The organism is Streptomyces sp. NPDC050121 (assembly GCF_044460385.1).
Lineage (GTDB): Bacteria > Actinomycetota > Actinomycetes > Streptomycetales > Streptomycetaceae > Streptomyces > Streptomyces soliscabiei.
Genome location: NZ_JBITJV010000037.1, coordinates 72,073 through 88,510, shown reverse-complemented (window position 1 = coordinate 88,510; position 16,438 = coordinate 72,073). Strand labels below are relative to the sequence as shown.

Here is a 16,438-nt window from a genome sequence, read left to right as displayed (position 1 = left end):
CCGCCTCAAACCCCACTGGGCGGCAGACGGTTCGACAAGCTCGCCGTCCGCCACCTGGCCACCGTCCACATCACCGCCAACAACGAGCGGCTCCCTTCGAAACACGGCCTACTGGTCGTGCTTGGGCCAGATGAGGCCCTGATCGGTCCAGATGACACCCTTGTTGCGGCAGAGGCAGAAGGGGTGGCCGAAGGGGTCGGCGTAGACGCGGAAACCGTAGCCGTCGGGGTCGATGCAGTCCCGCTGCAGGGTCGCGCCGAGGTCCAGGACGCGGCGCTGTTCGGCCTCGACGTCGTCGACTTCGAAGTCGAGGTGGAACTGCTTGGGGTGCTCGCTGTCGGGCCACTGCGGGGCGCGGTAGTCCTCCACCTGGATGAAGGCCAGTTCGATCTCGCCGAACTGGATACCGGCCCAGTTCTCGTTACTGCCCTCCTTGACCGGGAGCCCCGTCACCTCGGAGTAGAAGGCTGCCAGCTTCATCGTGTCCGGGCAATCGATGATGAAGTCGGTTAGTCGTAGCATCCCTCGATCTTGCCACAAGAACAAATGAGCCGGACTGTGAGACAGGCTCTAGCCCGATCATTCATGAGTCTCCGTCAGCTTGCTTACGGGGACTTTGCGGCTGTGTGGTGGGTCTTTTCAGGGCTGGGGCAGGTTGAGCGCCCGGTTGTCGCGTCGGGTGGGCGCCGGGTTCCACGGCTCCGGTGGGCTCGTTCTGCTCGCAGGGATGGGAAGGTGCTGTTCAGCCGGGGTTCGGGAGGGCGTGGAGCCGGACCAGGGCGTCGGTGATCTCGTCGGTCCAGGGCCAGTGTCCGGCGAGGCGGAGGACGCGGCGGCGGCCGGTGGTGACGAGTTGGGCGGCAGCGGAGAAAAGGCGGAGCCGCGGGCGGCGGGGCTCCCAGAGCCGGGCCTTTGCCACTCAGTGCAAGCACTGGCATCCAGGCGAGCAGGTCCAGGGCGGTCTGGATGATCTCCAGCCAGATATGGGTTCTGCGCGGCGTCGTGCAGTGGCAGATTACGCAGGCCAGTGGCGCGGGCGGCGCAGATGCGGTCCTCGGGCCGGGCCCGCTGCCGGTGACGCAGTTCGAGGGCGGCGATCGCCTCACCCGCCGTGTTGGTGGCGAAGCAGGTCAACCGCATGCCGTCGGCGTCGATGAAGCGCAACTGGGCGCCGGGGTGTGGCCGTTCCTTGCGCACGATCAGCCGCAGCCCCTTCGCTCGGCCGGTCAGGCAGTCGCCGGCGAGTTCGGCGCCCCAGGCGCCGTCGCGGATGTCGCCGTCGGGCTCAACGGCCGGCGTCCAGGCCGAGGCAGGGACCTTCAAGACGGCCTGGTGGATGGCCCTGAGCACCGCCGAGACCGCGGCCGCCTCAACGAGCGCTACAGTCGCGGCGAAGGCGCCTTGGGCCCCGCCGCCCGCCGGTCCCTGCACCAGGCCGGCACCGTACGGCGCTTCGAAGGCACCACCGTGAAGGCCGACTACGCCCGCAAGTACCTCGCCCGCGCCGGGACCGTTCTCTACGGACCCGGAACCGTGTGCCGTCGATCAGCTGCCGCCAAGGCCAGAGAGGTGGCCGCCCCGCCCTCGTCCCCTTCGGCAACAGCGGCTCCAGCGTCGCCCACTGATCGTCCGTGAGATCGCCCGGCTGCATGAAGCGTGATCAATTCAGTAATCCAGCCATAGATCGTTATGCGCCCCGGGCTTGGGGCTGTCTGCCACTGGCGGAAACTCAGGTGCCTCAGCGCACGACCTGGGTAGAGTCGGGCAATGCCCGAGCTGAAGCCGCTGCATGCCGACCACGCCCCGGCGGTCCTGGCCTTCGAGCTGGCGAACCGCGCCTACTTCACTGCCTCGGTCTCCGACCGCGGCGACGGCTTCTTCGACCAGTTCACCGACCGGTACAACGCCTCGCTGGCCGAGCAGGAGGCCGGCGTCTGCGCCCTCTACGTGCTCGTCGCCGAGGACGGCTCGGTGCTCGGCAGGTTCAACCTGTACGACTTGGAGGACGGCACTGCCAGACTCGGCTACCGGGTCGCGGAGCGGGTCGCCGGCCGCGGCGTGGCGACCGCGACCGTCCGGGAGCTGTGCCGGATGGCGACAGTGATGCACGGCCTGCGCACACTGCGGGCGGCCACCTCCCACGACAACGCCGCGTCCCAGAGGGTCTTGGCCAAGACTGGCTTCGTCCCGGTGGGCCCTGCCACCCCGGCCGATCTCGGCGGCAAGCCAGGCACCTGGTACCAGCGCGACCTCGAGCCGTAGACCTTGATCTTGCCCGTGGGTCGGCTGCGGAAAGGCTGCGGCCATCACTGATCATCGCTGTGCGAAGGCTGACGATCTTGCGGTGGCCGCAGGTCGCAGCGTCGACCCTGCTCGCCGGCAGGAAGCGTTCGAGGGCCTGATGAGTCAGGCGGATGGGTGGGGGGGGGGGGGGGGGGGGGGGGGGGGGGGGGGGGGCGGCGCCCCGCCCCCCCCCCCCCCCCCCCCCCCCCCCCCCCCACCGGCAACCTCACCAAGCACACAACGGACAGGACGACACCCGCCTGTCGAGGAACTTACTGGAACATAAAGGGCAATCCGGCTACTCGAAACGTCCTCTCAGGGCGGGGTGCGCGCGACAGCCCGGCCAACGAAGGTGCATTTCGCGTCTCTCTCGTCGGCGAAGGTAACCAGCAGTGCGGTTTCGCCTTCTCTATGGGTGACCGACCTACGGGGGGAAACGATGAAATGGTCCAGGGCCGTGGCCGTCACAGCGGCGGGTCTCATACTGTGCGGGTGCGCCACCGCGGCGAGCACGGCCGGAGCGGCACCGAGCACGGGCGTCTCCGCGCACAAGATCGCATCCACCGCCGCCGGCAGTCCCGGGGCCCCGAGCGGCAAGCCCGATCTGATCCTCAACGGCCAGACCGACGCCCGCCCCGGGCAACTGGTCCACATGATGCTCTACGGCGTCAGCCATGCGCAGGGCGGCGACGCGGTGACCGCCCAGTCGCCCGCGTTGAGCGGGCCGGTACGGCTGCGATGGGAGGGCGACCACTACTGGGCCGTGGCGACCCTCAAGATGACGGACAAGCCCGGCTGGTATCCGCTGATGGTCGCTGTCCACAGTCGCACCGTGGCCCACGACAGGATCCAGGTCGTACGATCCCAGCGGCCCTCCTTCACCCTGTCGGCATCGCAGGACGTGACCCGGCCCGGGGAGCCGGTGTGGGTGGGTTTCGACGACCTGTACCCCGGTGAGCGGGGCACCGACTTCACCGTGCGATCCGCGGCCCTGCCCGGTCCCGTGCGTCTCGTCCACGACCCGGATATGGACTTCTACAACCCGCGGGCCTTCTCGGCGCGGCCGGAGCTCAAGCCCGCCCTGGCAGACGGCACGTACACCTTCGAGCTGTACGGCCCGCACGGCCGCCGCATCTCCGAGAAGCGCCTGAAGGTCCGCGCGTCCCGGCCGGGCGACCGCGACTACCTGGGCAAGGCGTACGGCCCCGAGTTCTACGACCCGAGCCAGGGCTACTCGGGCGACACGCACAAGTTCCGGGTCGGCGCCGGGCGTCAGGTCGCGGTCATGTGGCACGACGAGTACCCGGACCCGGGCGAGGAGACGCGGCTGACCGCCACCTCCCCGGCGTTCACCGGGACGGTCCACCTCCGCCACGACGACAGCAAGGGCGCCGACGGCGACGACCCGCGCTTCTTCGGCACGGCCACCGTCCGCCCCGATCTCAAGCCCGGCCGCTACGCCGTGACGATCGTCGCCCATCACGGCCGGGTGAAGAAGACGGAGTACGTGACGGTGTCGGCGCGGTAGGCCTCCCAGCCACAGAGCACAAGGCGCTCTGCGTTCCGTCGAGGTGAGAGGAAGTCAGTAGAGGCCTTGTGACCTGCTCTTGCGTGTACGGACTGTTCGATGCCCGGCGCAGGGCCAGGGTGAACAACCGTTGCCGAGGGCTTCGCCGCCAAGCACGCCATTCCCCTGGCCGTCTTCCTGGAGCGCATAGCTCCAAGGATGACCCGCCTGGAGACCTTGCGGCTGTAGGAGTCCGCGCACAAACGTGGGTCCACAGGGGTACAAACCGACCTTGCGGGGATGCCGCTCACCCGATTGGCGACCTATGTGCTTTCGCTGCCGGTCGAGGACCGTCGGCGCCGGCGCACCGAGTCGACCCATGCAGGCGACCGGGGACTCGGCGAACGCGGTGAAGGCAGAGTTCGACAAGCACGTCCTTCCTGCGCGGACCGGACGCCCACCCCCTGGACCCGGCGGCGGGGCCGAACGCAGACGCCGTCCTTCGTCAGGGTTGACGCGCAATGGCTGCGGGCAGCCTTGTGGCGTCATCCCGCGAACCCGCACCATAGGAGACTTACGTCGTGTTGCGTCGATACGCTCTCACACTCTTCACCGTGGCGGGCCTGACCATGTCCGCGGCACTGACCGCGCCGGCCGTCGCGGCGACCCCGGCCACGGCCGCCGCCTACGCCCCCACCCCGGTCTACGTCTCCGACGGTGCCGGCAGTTACATCTCGGGCACCCTGACCTGGTACAACCGGTCGGTGGTGTTCACAGGGACGTTGAAGTCCGTCGGCTGCCGCAGAGCGTGGTACAGCGTGTTCGATGGCTATGCCAACCCGCTCGGCCCCAGGAGCAGCAGTACGCACTGCAACACGGTGACGTCGGTGCCCGCCACACTTCCCGCGGATGTTGTCGGCGGCGGCTCGTACGTGGGGGTCTGCCTCGACGATGCGAACGGCAAGCCGGTGACGTCGTGCGGGGTCTACCCCCGTCCGTGACCGACTTCCAGCCCCGCCGACAGCGTCCGGCCGGGGAAAGCAGCTGGTGACATGCCCTCGGCACCGTGATGTCGGCGGTGCCTGACGACACGGCGCCATGCCGGCAGCGCGTCAGTCCCCGCGATCGGCCGATCAGCACGCCAGTAATCGATCCGTACCTGCGGCAGGTGACCCGCCAGTGGCTGTTCTTCGCGAACCTGCAGCAACGCAAGGACGGCGATCCGCCGAACGGAATCGATCGTTGGCTGCACCCCGCTGCAACCGCCCGCCCCCTGTGGTCGTCTTGTGCGCTGACTGTGTACGAAACGGGCATGTGGGGGACGTTGTGACGCGGAACGTGACGAAGGCCGGTCTCATGGCGGCGGCCATGGTGACGCTGCTGGGGGCCTCGGCCTGCGGCGGGGAAGCCGGCGCGGCAGCCGGGAAGAGCGGCGGGACTCTCGCCGCGCAGGGGAAGGGCACTCCCGGCGCCGTGGGGAAGTTGTCCGGCATTGCCCAGGCCGCGGCGTCGCCCATCACCCGGCACGTGCCGTGGAACCTGGACATCCTGGACCAGCGGTCGCGGCCGCTGAACGGGACGTTCACCACCACCGCCACGGGCAAGGGCGTGCACGTCTATGTGATCGACACCGGGATGGACATCGCCCACAAGGAGTTCGGCGGACGCGCCCACCTCGGCGCCGACTTCGTGGGCCCCAAGGACTCCGGTGACTGCTTCAACGAGGAGGGGACCGGGCACGGCACGTTCGTCGCGGGCATCATCGGCGGAACGAAGTACGGGGTGGCGCCCAAGGCGGAGCTCGTACGGGTGCAGGGCATCCTGTGCGAGAGCGAGGGCGGGGGCTCCCCGGCAGCGGCCGAGGCAGCCCTGGTGAAGTCGGTCAACTGGGTCACCGCGCATGCGCAGAAGCCCGCGGTGGTGAACATGTCGCTCAACCTCGACCACCGGTCGGCGGCCCTGGAGTCCGCCGTGAAGAAGATGGTCGACGCGGGGATCCCGACGGTGGTGTCGGCCGGCAACTTCCATGACGACGCCTGCAAGCACTCCCCCGCCGGCGTCCCGGGCACGATCGTCGTGGCGGCCTCCACCGCCAACGACCGCGCGTGGAGCGACGGCGGCTCCTACGGATCGGGGTACGGACGGTGCGTGGACCTGTACGCCCCCGGCCAGAAGGTGACCGCCGCCCTCGCCGGCGGCGGCACGACCACGCAGAACGACGGCGCCACGTCCTGGGCTGCGCCGCATGCGACCGGCGTGATCGCGCTGTACCTGTCGGCACACCCCCACGCCACGGCCAACGAGGTCCACGTCTGGCTCGACCACACGGCCACCCGCGGCGTCGTACACGGCGTCCGCCCCGACACCCCCAACCGGCTGCTCAACACCGGCGGCCTCTGACCTGCCCCTGCCGCCATGGTTGCCCGAGCTGCGAGTTGCCGGGGCGAGGCCCGCGTAGGCGGCGAGGTGCGCGGCGGAAGGAACCTGGATCCGTCGCGGACGTCGATGAGGACTCGTGCTCCGGTCCTGACGCCGATCCCCGGCATGGACGTCAGGACTTTGGAAAGAGGGTGGGACTCCAGCAGTTCCTCGATCCTTGTGGCCATGAGTTTGCGCTGGTCGAACACCGCCTGGAGCGAATTGGCGAGGCTCGGGACGATCAGTGCAGCCGCGGCGGTGCCGGGAACAACGACGGTCTGTTCGTCCAGCACGGTGAAGATGTCCTCGACCAGGCGCTCGGCCATCCGCGGTGCCTTCGGCCGGAGCATGCTGACCAGCCGTCGCCGTCCGGCTTTGCGGATCTGAGCCGGGGAGCCGAACTGGTCGAGAAGCCTGAGCACGGCCGGGTGCTGCACTCAGGCCCTGGCCTGGGGTGAGCGCCGCTGTGCCGGAAGGCTCAGCGCGAAGGAGGCGCTGATGACGACCTCCCTGAGCGGGGAGACATCAACGCCTGTTGCGGGAGTACTCCCGCAGAAACCCTTCGCCCCAAGGAGCCGCGCACATGAACGCCCGTCCAGTCGGGCCCAAGGCGACCGGATACAGTGCGCGAGACGGCAGCCTGGTCACGGAGGGGAAGCATGACCAACACCAGCAACACCCGGCCCGCCGAGGGGGAAGCGCACGCTCCGCGGCAGAGCCGACTGCACCGCCTGATGCGCTACATCCCCCTGATCGCCCCCGTCCTGCTGTGGACCGTGCCCTGCTGGGTGCTCCTGTACGGCGGCCAGCACTGGCCGCTGCCTGTCACGCTGGTCGGCACCGCCCTGTTCGCCCTCGGCCTCATCGGCATGCCGCTCGCGATGGTGCGCGGCCACGGCCGGCGCCAGCAGGACTGGGCGGCGATCATCGGTGACACCCTGCTGGGAAGCAGCTGGGTCCTGTTCACGTGGTCCGTTCTGCTCGGTGTCCTGTTGCGGCTCGCCCTGACCGTGGCCGGCGTCGGCGAGAGTCAGGACCGGGCCCGAATCGTCACTTGGGCCGTCGTCGGCGTGACCGCCGTACTACTCGCCTGGGGGTATGCCGAGGCCCGCCGCGTGCCACGCGTGCGCCGACTCGACGTGCAACTCCCGCGACTGGGCGCCGGATTGGACGGCACCCGCGTCGTCCTCATCACCGACACCCACTACGGCCCCCTCGATCGCGCTCGCTGGTCGGCACGGGTATGCGAGACGGTGAACACTCTGGAAGCCGATCTGGTATGCCACACCGGCGACATCGCGGACGGCACGGCCGAACGCCGCCGCGCCCAGGCCGCCCCACTCGGAACCGTGCGGGCCGGCCGGGCCCGGGTATACGTCACCGGCAACCACGAGTACTACACCGAGGCCCAGGGCTGGGTCGACCTGATGGACGAGCTGGGCTGGGAACCGCTGCGCAACCGCCATCTGCTGCTCGAACGCGGAGGCGACACCCTCGTGGTCGCCGGCGTGGACGACGTCACCGCCGAGTCCTCCGGCCTGGCAGGCCACCGCGCCCACCTCGCCGGAGCCTTGAACGGCGCCGATCCCGACCTACCCGTCCTGCTCCTGGCACACCAGCCCAAGTTCATCGACCGGGCCGCAGCCGCCGGCATCGACCTCCAACTCTCCGGCCACACCCACGGCGGCCAGATCTGGCCCTTCCACCACCTGGTCCGCATCGACCAGCCCGTCGTCGCCGGCCTCAGCCACCACGGCACCCGCACCTTCCTCTACACCAGCCGCGGCACCGGCTTCTGGGGCCCGCCGTTCCGCGTCTTCGCCCCCAGCGAGATCACCCTGCTCGTCCTCCGGTCCCCGCACCCGCCCACCTCGCCGTAGCACCGGGCGGGCCGACACATCCGGTTGGAGCAGTCCACAAAATCCGGACCATTCCGGGGCCGACAGTCCAACAAGCCACATGCGGCCACGTTTTACGCAGGTCAGCGACGCCTGACGCCTGTACCACCGGCAGAGGAAGAACATTCTTTGTTCTTACGACCCTCAGAAACTTGGCTTTTTCTAGAGATCTTCAATGGCTGAGCCGGGTCTTCACCAGCGCGGTGAGCTGGGTGAGGCTGTGTTTGGCGAGGTTGGCCAGGGACCTTTCAGGTGCGACCAGACGCCCTCGACCGCGTTGAACTCGGATGCGTACGGAGGTAGTTGGCAGACGGTCAGCCATAATCGGGCGTCGACCAGCTCACGCATGGTGCGGCTGACGTGCGTGTTCAGACTGTCCCAGACCAACACCATCGGACCGCCGAGCTGCTGGTGTGCGGCGTCGAGCAGGCGGGCGTAGTCGGTCTCGGTGAAGCCCTTGCGCCGGCCTTTGGCGGGGCCGCGGTCGAGGTGGATGCGATAGATCAGCCGGGACCGGTGGCCGGCCTTGGTGCACATCAGTGCAGCCACGGAGACGCGTTTGGCGCCCGCGGCGGTGACCCGCACGACGGGTGCGGCCTCGTCGGCCCCAGGTGCGGCCTTCGGGCGGTCTCAGCCCCTGGCCGGCTTCGTCCTCGAAGCAGAGCCGGGCGCCCAGGTCCGCCGCCGTCTTTTTATGACGGGCCACTGCTCGTCCTTCCAGGCGGCGATCTTCTCCTCGTCGCGCTCGGTGGCCTTGCGGGAGGGAACCTGCACGCTCCAGCCGATGCGGTGCAGCAGCAGGTCCATCCCGGCCAGGGTGTACTCCACACCGAACCAGTGGCGCACGATCTCCGCGATCCTCGCCAGAGTCCAGCACTGGTCAGACCAGCCGGCAGCGGCCGGACCTGCTTCCAACACCGCCTCCAGCGCACGTGGTCGAATTGCATCGAGCCTGCAGCGGGCACCGCCGGGCCCCTTGGAGACCAGGGCCTGCCGGCCACCCGCAGCCAACGCCCGCAGCCAACGCCCACCGCCAGCGGTTCGCCGACATTCGGGTCACCGTGAAGCGCCGGGCCACCTCCCGGTCACTGGCCCCAGCCTCGATCAGATCAGCGGCCGCCAATCGGGCCCGCTCACGCCGAACCCGTTCCTCATCCGTCAGCCCTCCGCCATCGGGATACCTCATCCCCCCGGCATAGCGCGACACACGACAGCCGTCACGACCCCGCGTAACCCGCACATTTAAAGATCTCTAGTTGCGTACGGCGTCCGAGATCGGCTTGGCGCCGCCGTGCGCGGTGAGGCCGCCGTCCACGGGGATCTCGGCTCCGGTGATGAAGGACGACTCGTCGGAGAGGAGGAAGGTGACGAGCGGGGTGATGTCGTCGACGGTTCCGGTGCGGCCGAGTGGTGTCCCGGCGAGGTTGGCCTCGCGGAAGGCGGGCGCGGCGGAGGCGGTCATCTCTGTCTCGATGAAGCCGGGGTGGATGGTGTTCACGCGGATGCCGCGTGGCCCCAGTTCCATGGCGGCGGTGGCCGACAGGCCGCGCAGTGCCCACTTGCTGGCGGTGTAGGCGACCGGGTAGTGGGCGGTCAGTGCCGCCGAGGAGCCGACGTTCACGATGGATGCCCCGGGGCGCATCAGCCGGGCCAGGTGCTGGATGCCCAGGAGCGGCCCGGTGACGTTGACCGCGTGGACGCGGGCCATGTCCTCGGGACGTACGGCGTCGAGGCGGGCGCGCCAGGTGACACCGGCGTTGTTGACCAGGCCGTGCACCTGGCCGTACGACTCCCCCAGTTCGGCGGCGAGTTCGGCCCAATCCTTCTCGCTGGTGACGTCGAGCCGGCGGCAGCCAGGTGCCTCGGTCACGTCGGTGGCGATGACCCGGGCGCCCTCGCGGGTCAGCGCCTGGGCTTCCGCGGCGCCCTGGCCGCGGGCGGCGCCGGTGAGCACGACGACCTTGCCGAGAAGCCTCTTGGGGTGGAGGTCGGTCACGGTCGCTCCCGGGAGCGGCGTCGGCCGGTCGGCAGCGGGGCCGGGGCGGCTCCGGCGACAACCGTGTTGGAGACGCTGCCGATTCCTTCGACGGTGAGGGTCACCGTGTCGCCGGGCTTGAGCGGCGGCGGGTCCTGCCTGCCGCGTACGCCCCACAGTTCGGCGAGGCAGCCGCCGTTGCCGCAGGTGCCGGAGCCGAGGACGTCGCCGGGGCGGACGAGGGTGCCACGGGAGGCGTAGGCGACCATCTCCTCGAAGGTCCAGCTCATGTTGGACAGAAGGTCCGTGCCGACGGTCTCGCCGTTGACCGAGGCGGTGAGCCCGAGCCGCAGGAAACCGTCCTCGTCCCGGTACTTCTCCAGTTCGTCCGCGGTGACCAGGTACGGGCCCAGCGTGGTGGCGGTGTCCTTGCCCTTGCACGGGCCGAGGCCCACCCTCATCTCCGCGGACTGCAGGTCGCGTGCCGACCAGTCGTTGAAGACCGTGTAGCCGACGATGTGGTCGCGAGCCTGCTCGGGTGTGAGGTCGCGGCCCTCCTTGCCGATCACGGCGGCCACTTCGAGTTCGAAGTCCAGCACGGTCGAGCCGGGCGGCATGGGGATGTCGTCGTGTGGGCCGTACACCGCGTAGGGGTTGGTGAAGTAGAAGGTCGGGGCCGCGTACCACTGCTCCGGTACGCCTGCGGTGCCGTCCACGGAGCGTCGTACACCCTCGACGTGCTCCTCGAAGGTGACGAAGTCCCGCACGGTGGGCGGCTGGAACGGGGGGAGCAGCCGCACCTCGGAGACATGGGGGCCGGCGGGGATGTCAGGCGTGGCGGAGCCCGCCTCCAGCAGCTGGGGCAGGCCGCCGCCCTGGGCGAGCAGGCCGGTCAGGGAGCCGACACCGGGGAGAGGGTAGAGCGTGCCGTCCTCTTCGACGACGGCCACGTGGCGTCGGTTGCGGTACTCGTACGCGGCGAAGCGCATGGCGGTTTCCTGTCGGCGTGAGGGGTGGGCGCGAAGGCCGGGGGCGCGGCGTGGGAGTCAGGGCGTTGACAGGGCCACCGCGCCCCCGGGGACCGAGGGCTTCGCCGATCAGACCGGCGGGGCGACGAACACGCCGCGGTCGACGTCGTTGAAGGATTCCTTGGTGACCAGTTCGTTCATGGGGTTGGCGGTGCCCCACTGGTCGGTCACTTCGGGCTGGGAGAAGTCGTAGACGTGCGGGTGCCAGGTGTCCTCGTCCAGGAGCTCCAGTTCCGTCGTGTACTCGACGGTGTTGCCGTGCGGGTCGAGGAAGTACGTGAAGGTGTTGTCACCCGCCATGTGCCGGCCCGGCCCCCAGATCTTCTTGAAGCCGGCGCGCATCACACGGCCGGAGCCGCGCATGTACTCGTCGACGCCGCGCATCTCGAAGGAGATGTGGTGCAGCGAGGTGTGCGGGCCCTTGGCGATGGCCATGGAGTGGTGCTGGTTGCTGATCCGCATGAAGTGCATGACGTCGCCGATGTGCGGATGGCCGAGCGTGTCGGACAGCCGGAAGCCGAGGTGCTGCTCGTACCACGCCTTGGTCTTGTCCAGGTCCGGCGAGTTCAGCACGACGTGCGACAGCTTGACCGGGATCGACTCCTTCTCCTCGATCCTGCGGTGCTGCCGTACCTCGACATCGGCCGAGACCTCGATGGTGCGTCCGTCGACGTCGAAGAAACGGAAGCCGTAACCGCCACCGGGCGTCTCCGCCTTGCCCGGCTGGGAGATCAACTGCACTCCGCCCGCGAGGAGTTGCTCGGCGAGTATGTCCACGTCGGCGGCGTTCGCGGCGCCGTAGGAGACCAGGTCGAGACGCTTCTCCTCGGCTTTGCGCAGCCGGACGACGTACTGCTCCGGGGAGCCCTCGGCGGCGAGGAAGGAGATGCCGGAGTCCTCGGCGACCTTGGTCAGGCCCCAGACCCCGGAGTAGAAGTCGAGCTGCTTGTCGTAGTCGGGCACGGCGAGGTCGACGTGCCGTAGATGAGTGAGCAAGCGGTTGGACATGGGGACCTCCTCAGGAGAGGTTGAGAAGTGCGGCGGCGTTTCCGCCGCGGATGGCGTGGAAGTCGGGGTCGGGCAGCCGGGCGGCGCGCAGGGCGGCGACCGGGTCCTCGGCGCCCATGTCGAAGGCGTAGTCGGAGCCCAGCAGCACTCGGTCCGCGCCCGCCGCCCGGACGAGCTCCCGCAGCACGTGCGGGTCGTGGACGAGGGAGTCGAAGTACAGGCGCTTGAGGTAGCTGCTGGGCAGGTGGGCGCAGCCGGCGCCCGCGTCGGAGCGGGCGGACCAGGCGTGGTCGGAGCGGCCGATGTGCGTGGGCAGATAGCCGCCACCGTGCGCGGCGATCAGCTTCAGCCCCGGATGACGGTCCAGCACCCCGGAGAAGATCAGATGGGACAGCGCGACCGCGTTCTCCACCGGCTGGCCGACGACGTTGGACAGGTACCAGCGGTCGAGGCGCTCGTCGAGGGTGCAGCCGAAGGGGTGCAGGAACAGGATCGCGCCGGTCTCCTCGGCGCGGGACCAGAAGGGTTCGTACGCCGCGTCCGAGAGCTCGCGGCCAGGGGCGTGACTGGAGATTTCGACGCCCAACAGGCCTTGCTCCAGAGCGTGTTCGAGGGCGCGTACGGCCAGCTCGGGGTGCTGCAGGGGGACGAGGCCGAGTCCGTGCAGCCGTCCGGGAGCCTGGGCGCAGTGGGCGGCCGTCGCCTCGTTCGCACGCCGGAAGACCTTCTCGGCCGTCTCCTCGTCCGCCCAGTAGTGGTAGTGCGAGGGAGACGGGCTGACCAGCTGTACGTCCACCCCCTGGGCGTCCATCGCGTCGAGCCGCGTGGTGACGTCGATCATCCTCGGGGCGCGCTCGCGGACCATGGGGCCGCTGACGGCGAGGGCCGCCGGACCGTTGCGGCGGGCGTCGAGGGCACGGGCCTCGGCCAATCCCGGCAGGTCCGCCACCAGGGCGTCGACCTCGGGTAGCAGGACGTGCGCGTGCACATCCACGGTGGGCACTGTCACGGCAGTTCCTTGAGGGAGTTCATCGTGCGGCCGATCAGCCCCGGGATGTCGGCGTCACGCACGCCGTCCAGCTGCCACTGGCCGATCTGCACGGACGCCTCGACGACGGTCCGCACCCGAGGAATGCGGCGCTCGTAGTAGCTCTGGAGCAGCTCGCTGTCCCAGCCCCGTCCGCTGGTGAGCAGCTCGGCGAGCACCAGGGCGTCCTCCAGGGACATCGCCGCGCCCTGGGCCATGGTGGGCGGGCAGCAGTGAGCGGCGTCGCCGATCAGCACGACCCGGCCGCGGTGCCAGGAGCCCTCCAACAGCAGCCGGTCGAACCAGGTGTAGTTGACCTTCGTCGGGTCAGTGATGTGCTTGGTGATCTCTGGCCAGACTCCGCCGTAGGCCTGCGCCAGGCGGGCCATCTCGTCGGCGTAGGTGGCCGCGTCGATGGAGGTGCGGTCGCGGCATCCCTCGACGACGAAGGCGTAGATGGTGTTCTCGCTGGTGGGGGTGTAGCCGGCGATGTAGGCCGGACCGCCGTAGGCGAGGTCGCTGCGCTCCAGGCCTTCGGGGCGCGGGGCGGTGATGCGCCAGATGGCCATGCCGGTCGGCTCGGGTTTCTCGGTGATGCCGATGGCGGCGCGGGTGGCGGAGTTCAGGCCGTCGGCTCCGATCACCAGGTCGTAGCGTCCCTCGGTGCCGTCGCTGAAGCGCACCGCGACACCGTCGGCGTCCTGCTCCAGGGACTCGGCGGTGGTGCCCAGGCGGACGGTGGCGCCGGAGGAGCGGACGGCGTCGATGAGGATCTGCTGGAGCTGGGGGCGCTGCATGCCGAGGGTTGCTGGCAGGTCGTCGCCGCCGGTCCTGATGTCCTCGGCGACGTGCAGCACGGTGCCGTCAGGCGTGGTGATGCCCAGCGTGCCGAAGGGGAAGCCGGAGGCGCTCACCTGCTCCCACACTCCCAGTTCGCGCAGCACGCGCAGGGCGTTCCCCTGAAGAGTGATGCCGGAGCCGGTGGTGGCGTTCCAGTCGGGCTTGGCCTCGATGAGGTCGACGGTGATGCCGGCGCGGCTCAGCAGAATGGTCACGGCGTTGCCGGAGGCGCCGCCGCCGATGACGAGGACTCTGCATGTCGGGCTGTCTGCCATGTCGGGATCCTCCCGAGGTTGGGCCGCGCGGCTTCGGGCGGCGGGGGTGCGGCTCGCCCGCCGGGAGGGCGGGCCAGGGGCTCTGGTGAATCACCCGTCGGCGGGTGGAGCGGGTGGGGGCCGGATGCGCCGCTGCTGTCCGGGGAGGACGCATCCGGCCGGTTCTGCGGGCTACTTGACGGCGATCGGGTTGACCGGGGAGCCGACGGCGCCCGTGATGGGCAGAGGTGCGGCGGTGAGCCAGAACTCGTACACGCCGTCCGCCGCGCAGTCCGCGGCGAGCGCGTCGAGGTCCCACATCTCGCCGATCAGGAGGCCCATGTTGGGGATGACGACCTGGTGCAGCGGCTGGAAGGCGTTCTCGAACTCGTTGGGCCGGACCTCGAAGCCCCAGGTGTCGGTGGCGATCGCGGCGATCTCGCTGCCGTGCAGCCAGCCGGCCGTGCTGAACGACAGACCCGGCGCGGGCCCGCCCGCGTAGTCTCCCCAGCCGTCGCGCCGTACGCGAGCCAGCTGCCCGGTCCGAACGAGAACGATGTCCCCGCGGCCCACGCTCACCCCGTGCGCCTCGGCGGTCCCGGTCAGGTGCTCCGCGGTGATCGCGAACGCGTCCGGCAGTTGGCCGTCCGTGCCGAGGGCTTGGCCCACATCCAGCAGGACGCCGCGCCCGGCGACGTACGGCGCCATGTGCTCGATGCCGGTGACGAGGTCGCCGTCGGAGGTGACGACCTTCTCGGCCTTCCGCCCGTTCCATGCTTTGCCGTGGTCGAAGATGTGCCCGAGCCCGTCCCACTGGGTGGAACACTGCAGCGGCATCGCGATCACGTCGTCTGCGCCGCCGATGCCGTGCGGGAAGCCCTGGTTGCCGAGAGCCGCGTCGGTGCCGGTGTCGAGCATGGTGTGCACGGGGTTGGTCCGACGCCGCCAGCCCTTCTGCGGGCCGTTCATGTCGAACCGCTGGGACAGCGAGAAGCTCACGCCCCGGCGTACGAGCGCCGCGCCCTCACGGCGCTTGGCCTCGTCGAGGAAGTTGAGGGTGCCGAGGACATCGTCCTCGCCCCAACGGCCCCAGTTGGAGTACTTCTCGGCGGCCTCGGCGATCGCGCCTTCGGGATCCGTACGGTCGATCATGCGTCTGCCTCCTCGGCGACACAGCGGGTGCGCTGGACGCCCAGTCCGGTGATCGAGCCCTCCATGACGTCGCCGTCGCGCAGCAGCCGCCCCCAGTGAATGCCGTTGCCGGCCGGGCTGCCGGTCAGCACCAGGTCACCGGGCAGCAGCCGGGCTGTCTGCGAGATGTACGACACCAGGCGGGCGATGCCGAAGAGCATGTCCTTGGTCGACTCGTCCTGCATGGTCTCGCCGTTCAGCTTCAGCGTCACCCGCAGGTCACCCGGGTCCGCGATCGAGGCGGCGGGCACGATCCACGGGCCGAGCGGCGTGAAGCCGGGCGCGTTCTTGCTGAGCAGCCAGTCCGTGCCGATGGCCTTCATGTCCCGGCGGAAGACGGTGGCCCGGTCGGTGAGGTCGTTGGCGATGGTGTACCCGGCGACGTACTCCAGCGCCTCCTCCACGGAGACCCGGTGGGCGGGTCTGGCGATGACGGCCGCCAGCTCCAGTTCCCAGTCCGGCTGTGTGGCCCAGGCGGGGAGCAAGACGTCGTCGTACGGGCCGGTGATCGCGCTCGGCAGGCCGATGAACACGTACGGCAGGTCCTCCGCCGCCCGCCGGTCCATCACCGCCGCGATCTCCGCCCGCGCCTCCTCGACCGTACGCGGGTCGTCCGGGGAGCGGTGGGCGACCTCCAGGTCGATCACGTGCTGCCGGTAGTTGGCACCGGACTGGAAAATCTGACGGGGTTCCACCGGGGCATGCACGCTCAGACTGTCGAGCCGCTGCCACTCCAGGGCGTCTTCGCCCGCGAGGGTGTGCAGAACGGGAAGGGTCTCCTCCCACCGTTCCAGCACGGAACGCACATCGGTCGGCTCCCAGGCCAGAGCCTGGCTCAGGTCCAGCACCCGGTCCCGGACCGCCAGGCCGGGAAACCGTCTCCCGTCAGCCGCGGAAAGCGTGCCGAGCGCGAACGGGCCGACAGGTTGCGCGTGCGTTGCCATGAGATTTCCTCCCGCTGAGTTGCGGTCTACTCTGACCTGGATCATCAGATCGTGGAAATGAATCC

Annotated in this window: 16 protein-coding genes and 3 pseudogenes; 7 read left to right on the top strand and 12 right to left on the bottom strand. The window is 69.8% G+C overall.

The window, feature by feature from the left end; all coding sequences use genetic code 11:
* Positions 1-108: 108 nt before the first annotated feature.
* A complete protein-coding gene (locus ACIBTS_RS38655) occupies positions 109-522 on the bottom strand; it encodes a VOC family protein (RefSeq protein WP_399325341.1) in 414 nt (137 codons plus the stop codon).
* Positions 523-742: 220 nt separating this feature from the next.
* Positions 743-1,350, bottom strand: a pseudogene (locus ACIBTS_RS38650) (transposase); the annotation flags it as partial.
* A 417-nt stretch (positions 1,351-1,767) separates the two neighbouring features.
* Between ACIBTS_RS38650 and ACIBTS_RS38645 the strand changes: the two are divergent.
* The 6 genes and pseudogenes from ACIBTS_RS38645 (at position 1,768) to ACIBTS_RS38620 (ending at position 6,190) form a co-directional block, all read left to right on the top strand.
* Positions 1,768-2,262: a GNAT family N-acetyltransferase gene (locus ACIBTS_RS38645; RefSeq protein WP_399325340.1), complete on the top strand. Its 495-nt coding sequence runs from the start codon at positions 1,768-1,770 to the stop codon at positions 2,260-2,262.
* Positions 2,263-2,740: 478 nt separating this feature from the next.
* Positions 2,741-3,811 (top strand): hypothetical protein, encoded by a 1,071-nt coding sequence (locus ACIBTS_RS38640; RefSeq protein ID WP_399325339.1) that lies wholly within the window; start codon positions 2,741-2,743, stop codon positions 3,809-3,811.
* 126 nt (positions 3,812-3,937) lie between these two features.
* A pseudogene (locus tag ACIBTS_RS38635) lies at positions 3,938-4,174 on the top strand (hypothetical protein); the annotation flags it as partial.
* Positions 4,175-4,404: 230 nt separating this feature from the next.
* The gene (locus ACIBTS_RS38630; protein ID WP_399325338.1) at positions 4,405-4,791 is read left to right on the top strand and encodes a hypothetical protein; all 387 of its coding nucleotides are present in this window, start codon (positions 4,405-4,407) and stop codon (positions 4,789-4,791) included.
* 77 nt (positions 4,792-4,868) lie between these two features.
* The gene (locus ACIBTS_RS38625) at positions 4,869-5,120 is read left to right on the top strand and encodes a hypothetical protein (RefSeq protein ID WP_319674433.1); all 252 of its coding nucleotides are present in this window, start codon (positions 4,869-4,871) and stop codon (positions 5,118-5,120) included.
* A gap of 8 nt (positions 5,121-5,128) precedes the next feature.
* Positions 5,129-6,190, top strand: a complete 1,062-nt coding sequence (locus ACIBTS_RS38620) for a S8 family peptidase (protein WP_399325337.1) — start codon at positions 5,129-5,131, stop codon at positions 6,188-6,190.
* A 12-nt stretch (positions 6,191-6,202) separates the two neighbouring features.
* On the opposite strand, the pseudogene ACIBTS_RS38615 reads toward ACIBTS_RS38620, so the two are convergent.
* Positions 6,203-6,645: pseudogene (locus ACIBTS_RS38615) on the bottom strand (transposase); the annotation flags it as partial.
* 222 nt (positions 6,646-6,867) lie between these two features.
* Between ACIBTS_RS38615 and ACIBTS_RS38610 the strand changes: the two are divergent.
* Positions 6,868-8,088, top strand: a complete 1,221-nt coding sequence (locus ACIBTS_RS38610) for a metallophosphoesterase (RefSeq protein ID WP_399325336.1) — start codon at positions 6,868-6,870, stop codon at positions 8,086-8,088.
* A gap of 210 nt (positions 8,089-8,298) precedes the next feature.
* On the opposite strand, the gene ACIBTS_RS38605 is transcribed toward ACIBTS_RS38610, so the two are convergent.
* The 9 genes from ACIBTS_RS38605 to ACIBTS_RS38565 form a co-directional block, all read right to left on the bottom strand.
* On the bottom strand, positions 8,299-8,691 hold the full coding sequence (locus tag ACIBTS_RS38605; protein WP_399325335.1) for a transposase: 393 nt from the start codon (positions 8,689-8,691) through the stop codon (positions 8,299-8,301).
* Between the two features lie 45 nt (positions 8,692-8,736).
* The gene (locus ACIBTS_RS38600) at positions 8,737-8,952 is read right to left on the bottom strand and encodes a winged helix-turn-helix domain-containing protein (RefSeq protein ID WP_399325334.1); all 216 of its coding nucleotides are present in this window, start codon (positions 8,950-8,952) and stop codon (positions 8,737-8,739) included.
* A 406-nt stretch (positions 8,953-9,358) separates the two neighbouring features.
* Positions 9,359-10,102 carry an SDR family NAD(P)-dependent oxidoreductase gene (locus ACIBTS_RS38595; RefSeq protein ID WP_399325333.1) on the bottom strand — a complete coding sequence of 248 codons (744 nt, stop codon included), beginning with the start codon at positions 10,100-10,102 and terminating at the stop codon, positions 9,359-9,361.
* Positions 10,099-11,070, bottom strand: coding sequence for a fumarylacetoacetate hydrolase family protein (locus ACIBTS_RS38590; RefSeq protein WP_399325332.1), 972 nt, complete (start codon positions 11,068-11,070; stop codon positions 10,099-10,101). Before ACIBTS_RS38590 ends, ACIBTS_RS38595 begins: the two co-directional genes overlap by 4 nt.
* 108 nt (positions 11,071-11,178) lie before the next feature.
* Positions 11,179-12,117 carry a VOC family protein gene (locus tag ACIBTS_RS38585; RefSeq protein ID WP_399325331.1) on the bottom strand — a complete coding sequence of 313 codons (939 nt, stop codon included), beginning with the start codon at positions 12,115-12,117 and terminating at the stop codon, positions 11,179-11,181.
* Between the two features lie 10 nt (positions 12,118-12,127).
* A complete protein-coding gene (locus ACIBTS_RS38580) occupies positions 12,128-13,126 on the bottom strand; it encodes an amidohydrolase family protein (protein ID WP_399325330.1) in 999 nt (332 codons plus the stop codon).
* Positions 13,123-14,259 carry an FAD-dependent oxidoreductase gene (locus ACIBTS_RS38575; RefSeq protein ID WP_399325329.1) on the bottom strand — a complete coding sequence of 379 codons (1,137 nt, stop codon included), beginning with the start codon at positions 14,257-14,259 and terminating at the stop codon, positions 13,123-13,125. The genes ACIBTS_RS38580 and ACIBTS_RS38575 overlap by 4 nt, the downstream gene beginning before the upstream one ends.
* A 171-nt stretch (positions 14,260-14,430) precedes the next feature.
* A complete protein-coding gene (locus ACIBTS_RS38570; protein WP_399325328.1) occupies positions 14,431-15,390 on the bottom strand; it encodes a cyclase family protein in 960 nt (319 codons plus the stop codon).
* Positions 15,387-16,373 carry a fumarylacetoacetate hydrolase family protein gene (locus tag ACIBTS_RS38565; RefSeq protein ID WP_399325327.1) on the bottom strand — a complete coding sequence of 329 codons (987 nt, stop codon included), beginning with the start codon at positions 16,371-16,373 and terminating at the stop codon, positions 15,387-15,389. The genes ACIBTS_RS38570 and ACIBTS_RS38565 overlap by 4 nt, the downstream gene beginning before the upstream one ends.
* Between the last annotated feature and the right edge of the window lie 65 nt (positions 16,374-16,438).

Excerpts from the sequence above, each read along its gene's own strand:
- ACIBTS_RS38655 (WP_399325341.1), bottom strand. The coding sequence starts at position 522 with ATGCTACGACTAACCGACTTCATCATCGATTGCCCGGACACGATGAAG.
- ACIBTS_RS38645 (WP_399325340.1), top strand. The coding sequence starts at position 1,768 with ATGCCCGAGCTGAAGCCGCTGCATGCCGACCACGCCCCGGCGGTCCTG.
- ACIBTS_RS38610 (WP_399325336.1), top strand. The coding sequence starts at position 6,868 with ATGACCAACACCAGCAACACCCGGCCCGCCGAGGGGGAAGCGCACGCT.
- ACIBTS_RS38590 (WP_399325332.1), bottom strand. The coding sequence starts at position 11,070 with ATGCGCTTCGCCGCGTACGAGTACCGCAACCGACGCCACGTGGCCGTC.
- ACIBTS_RS38585 (WP_399325331.1), bottom strand. The coding sequence starts at position 12,117 with ATGTCCAACCGCTTGCTCACTCATCTACGGCACGTCGACCTCGCCGTG.
- ACIBTS_RS38575 (WP_399325329.1), bottom strand. The coding sequence starts at position 14,259 with ATGGCAGACAGCCCGACATGCAGAGTCCTCGTCATCGGCGGCGGCGCC.
- ACIBTS_RS38570 (WP_399325328.1), bottom strand. The coding sequence starts at position 15,390 with ATGATCGACCGTACGGATCCCGAAGGCGCGATCGCCGAGGCCGCCGAG.
- ACIBTS_RS38565 (WP_399325327.1), bottom strand. The coding sequence starts at position 16,373 with ATGGCAACGCACGCGCAACCTGTCGGCCCGTTCGCGCTCGGCACGCTT.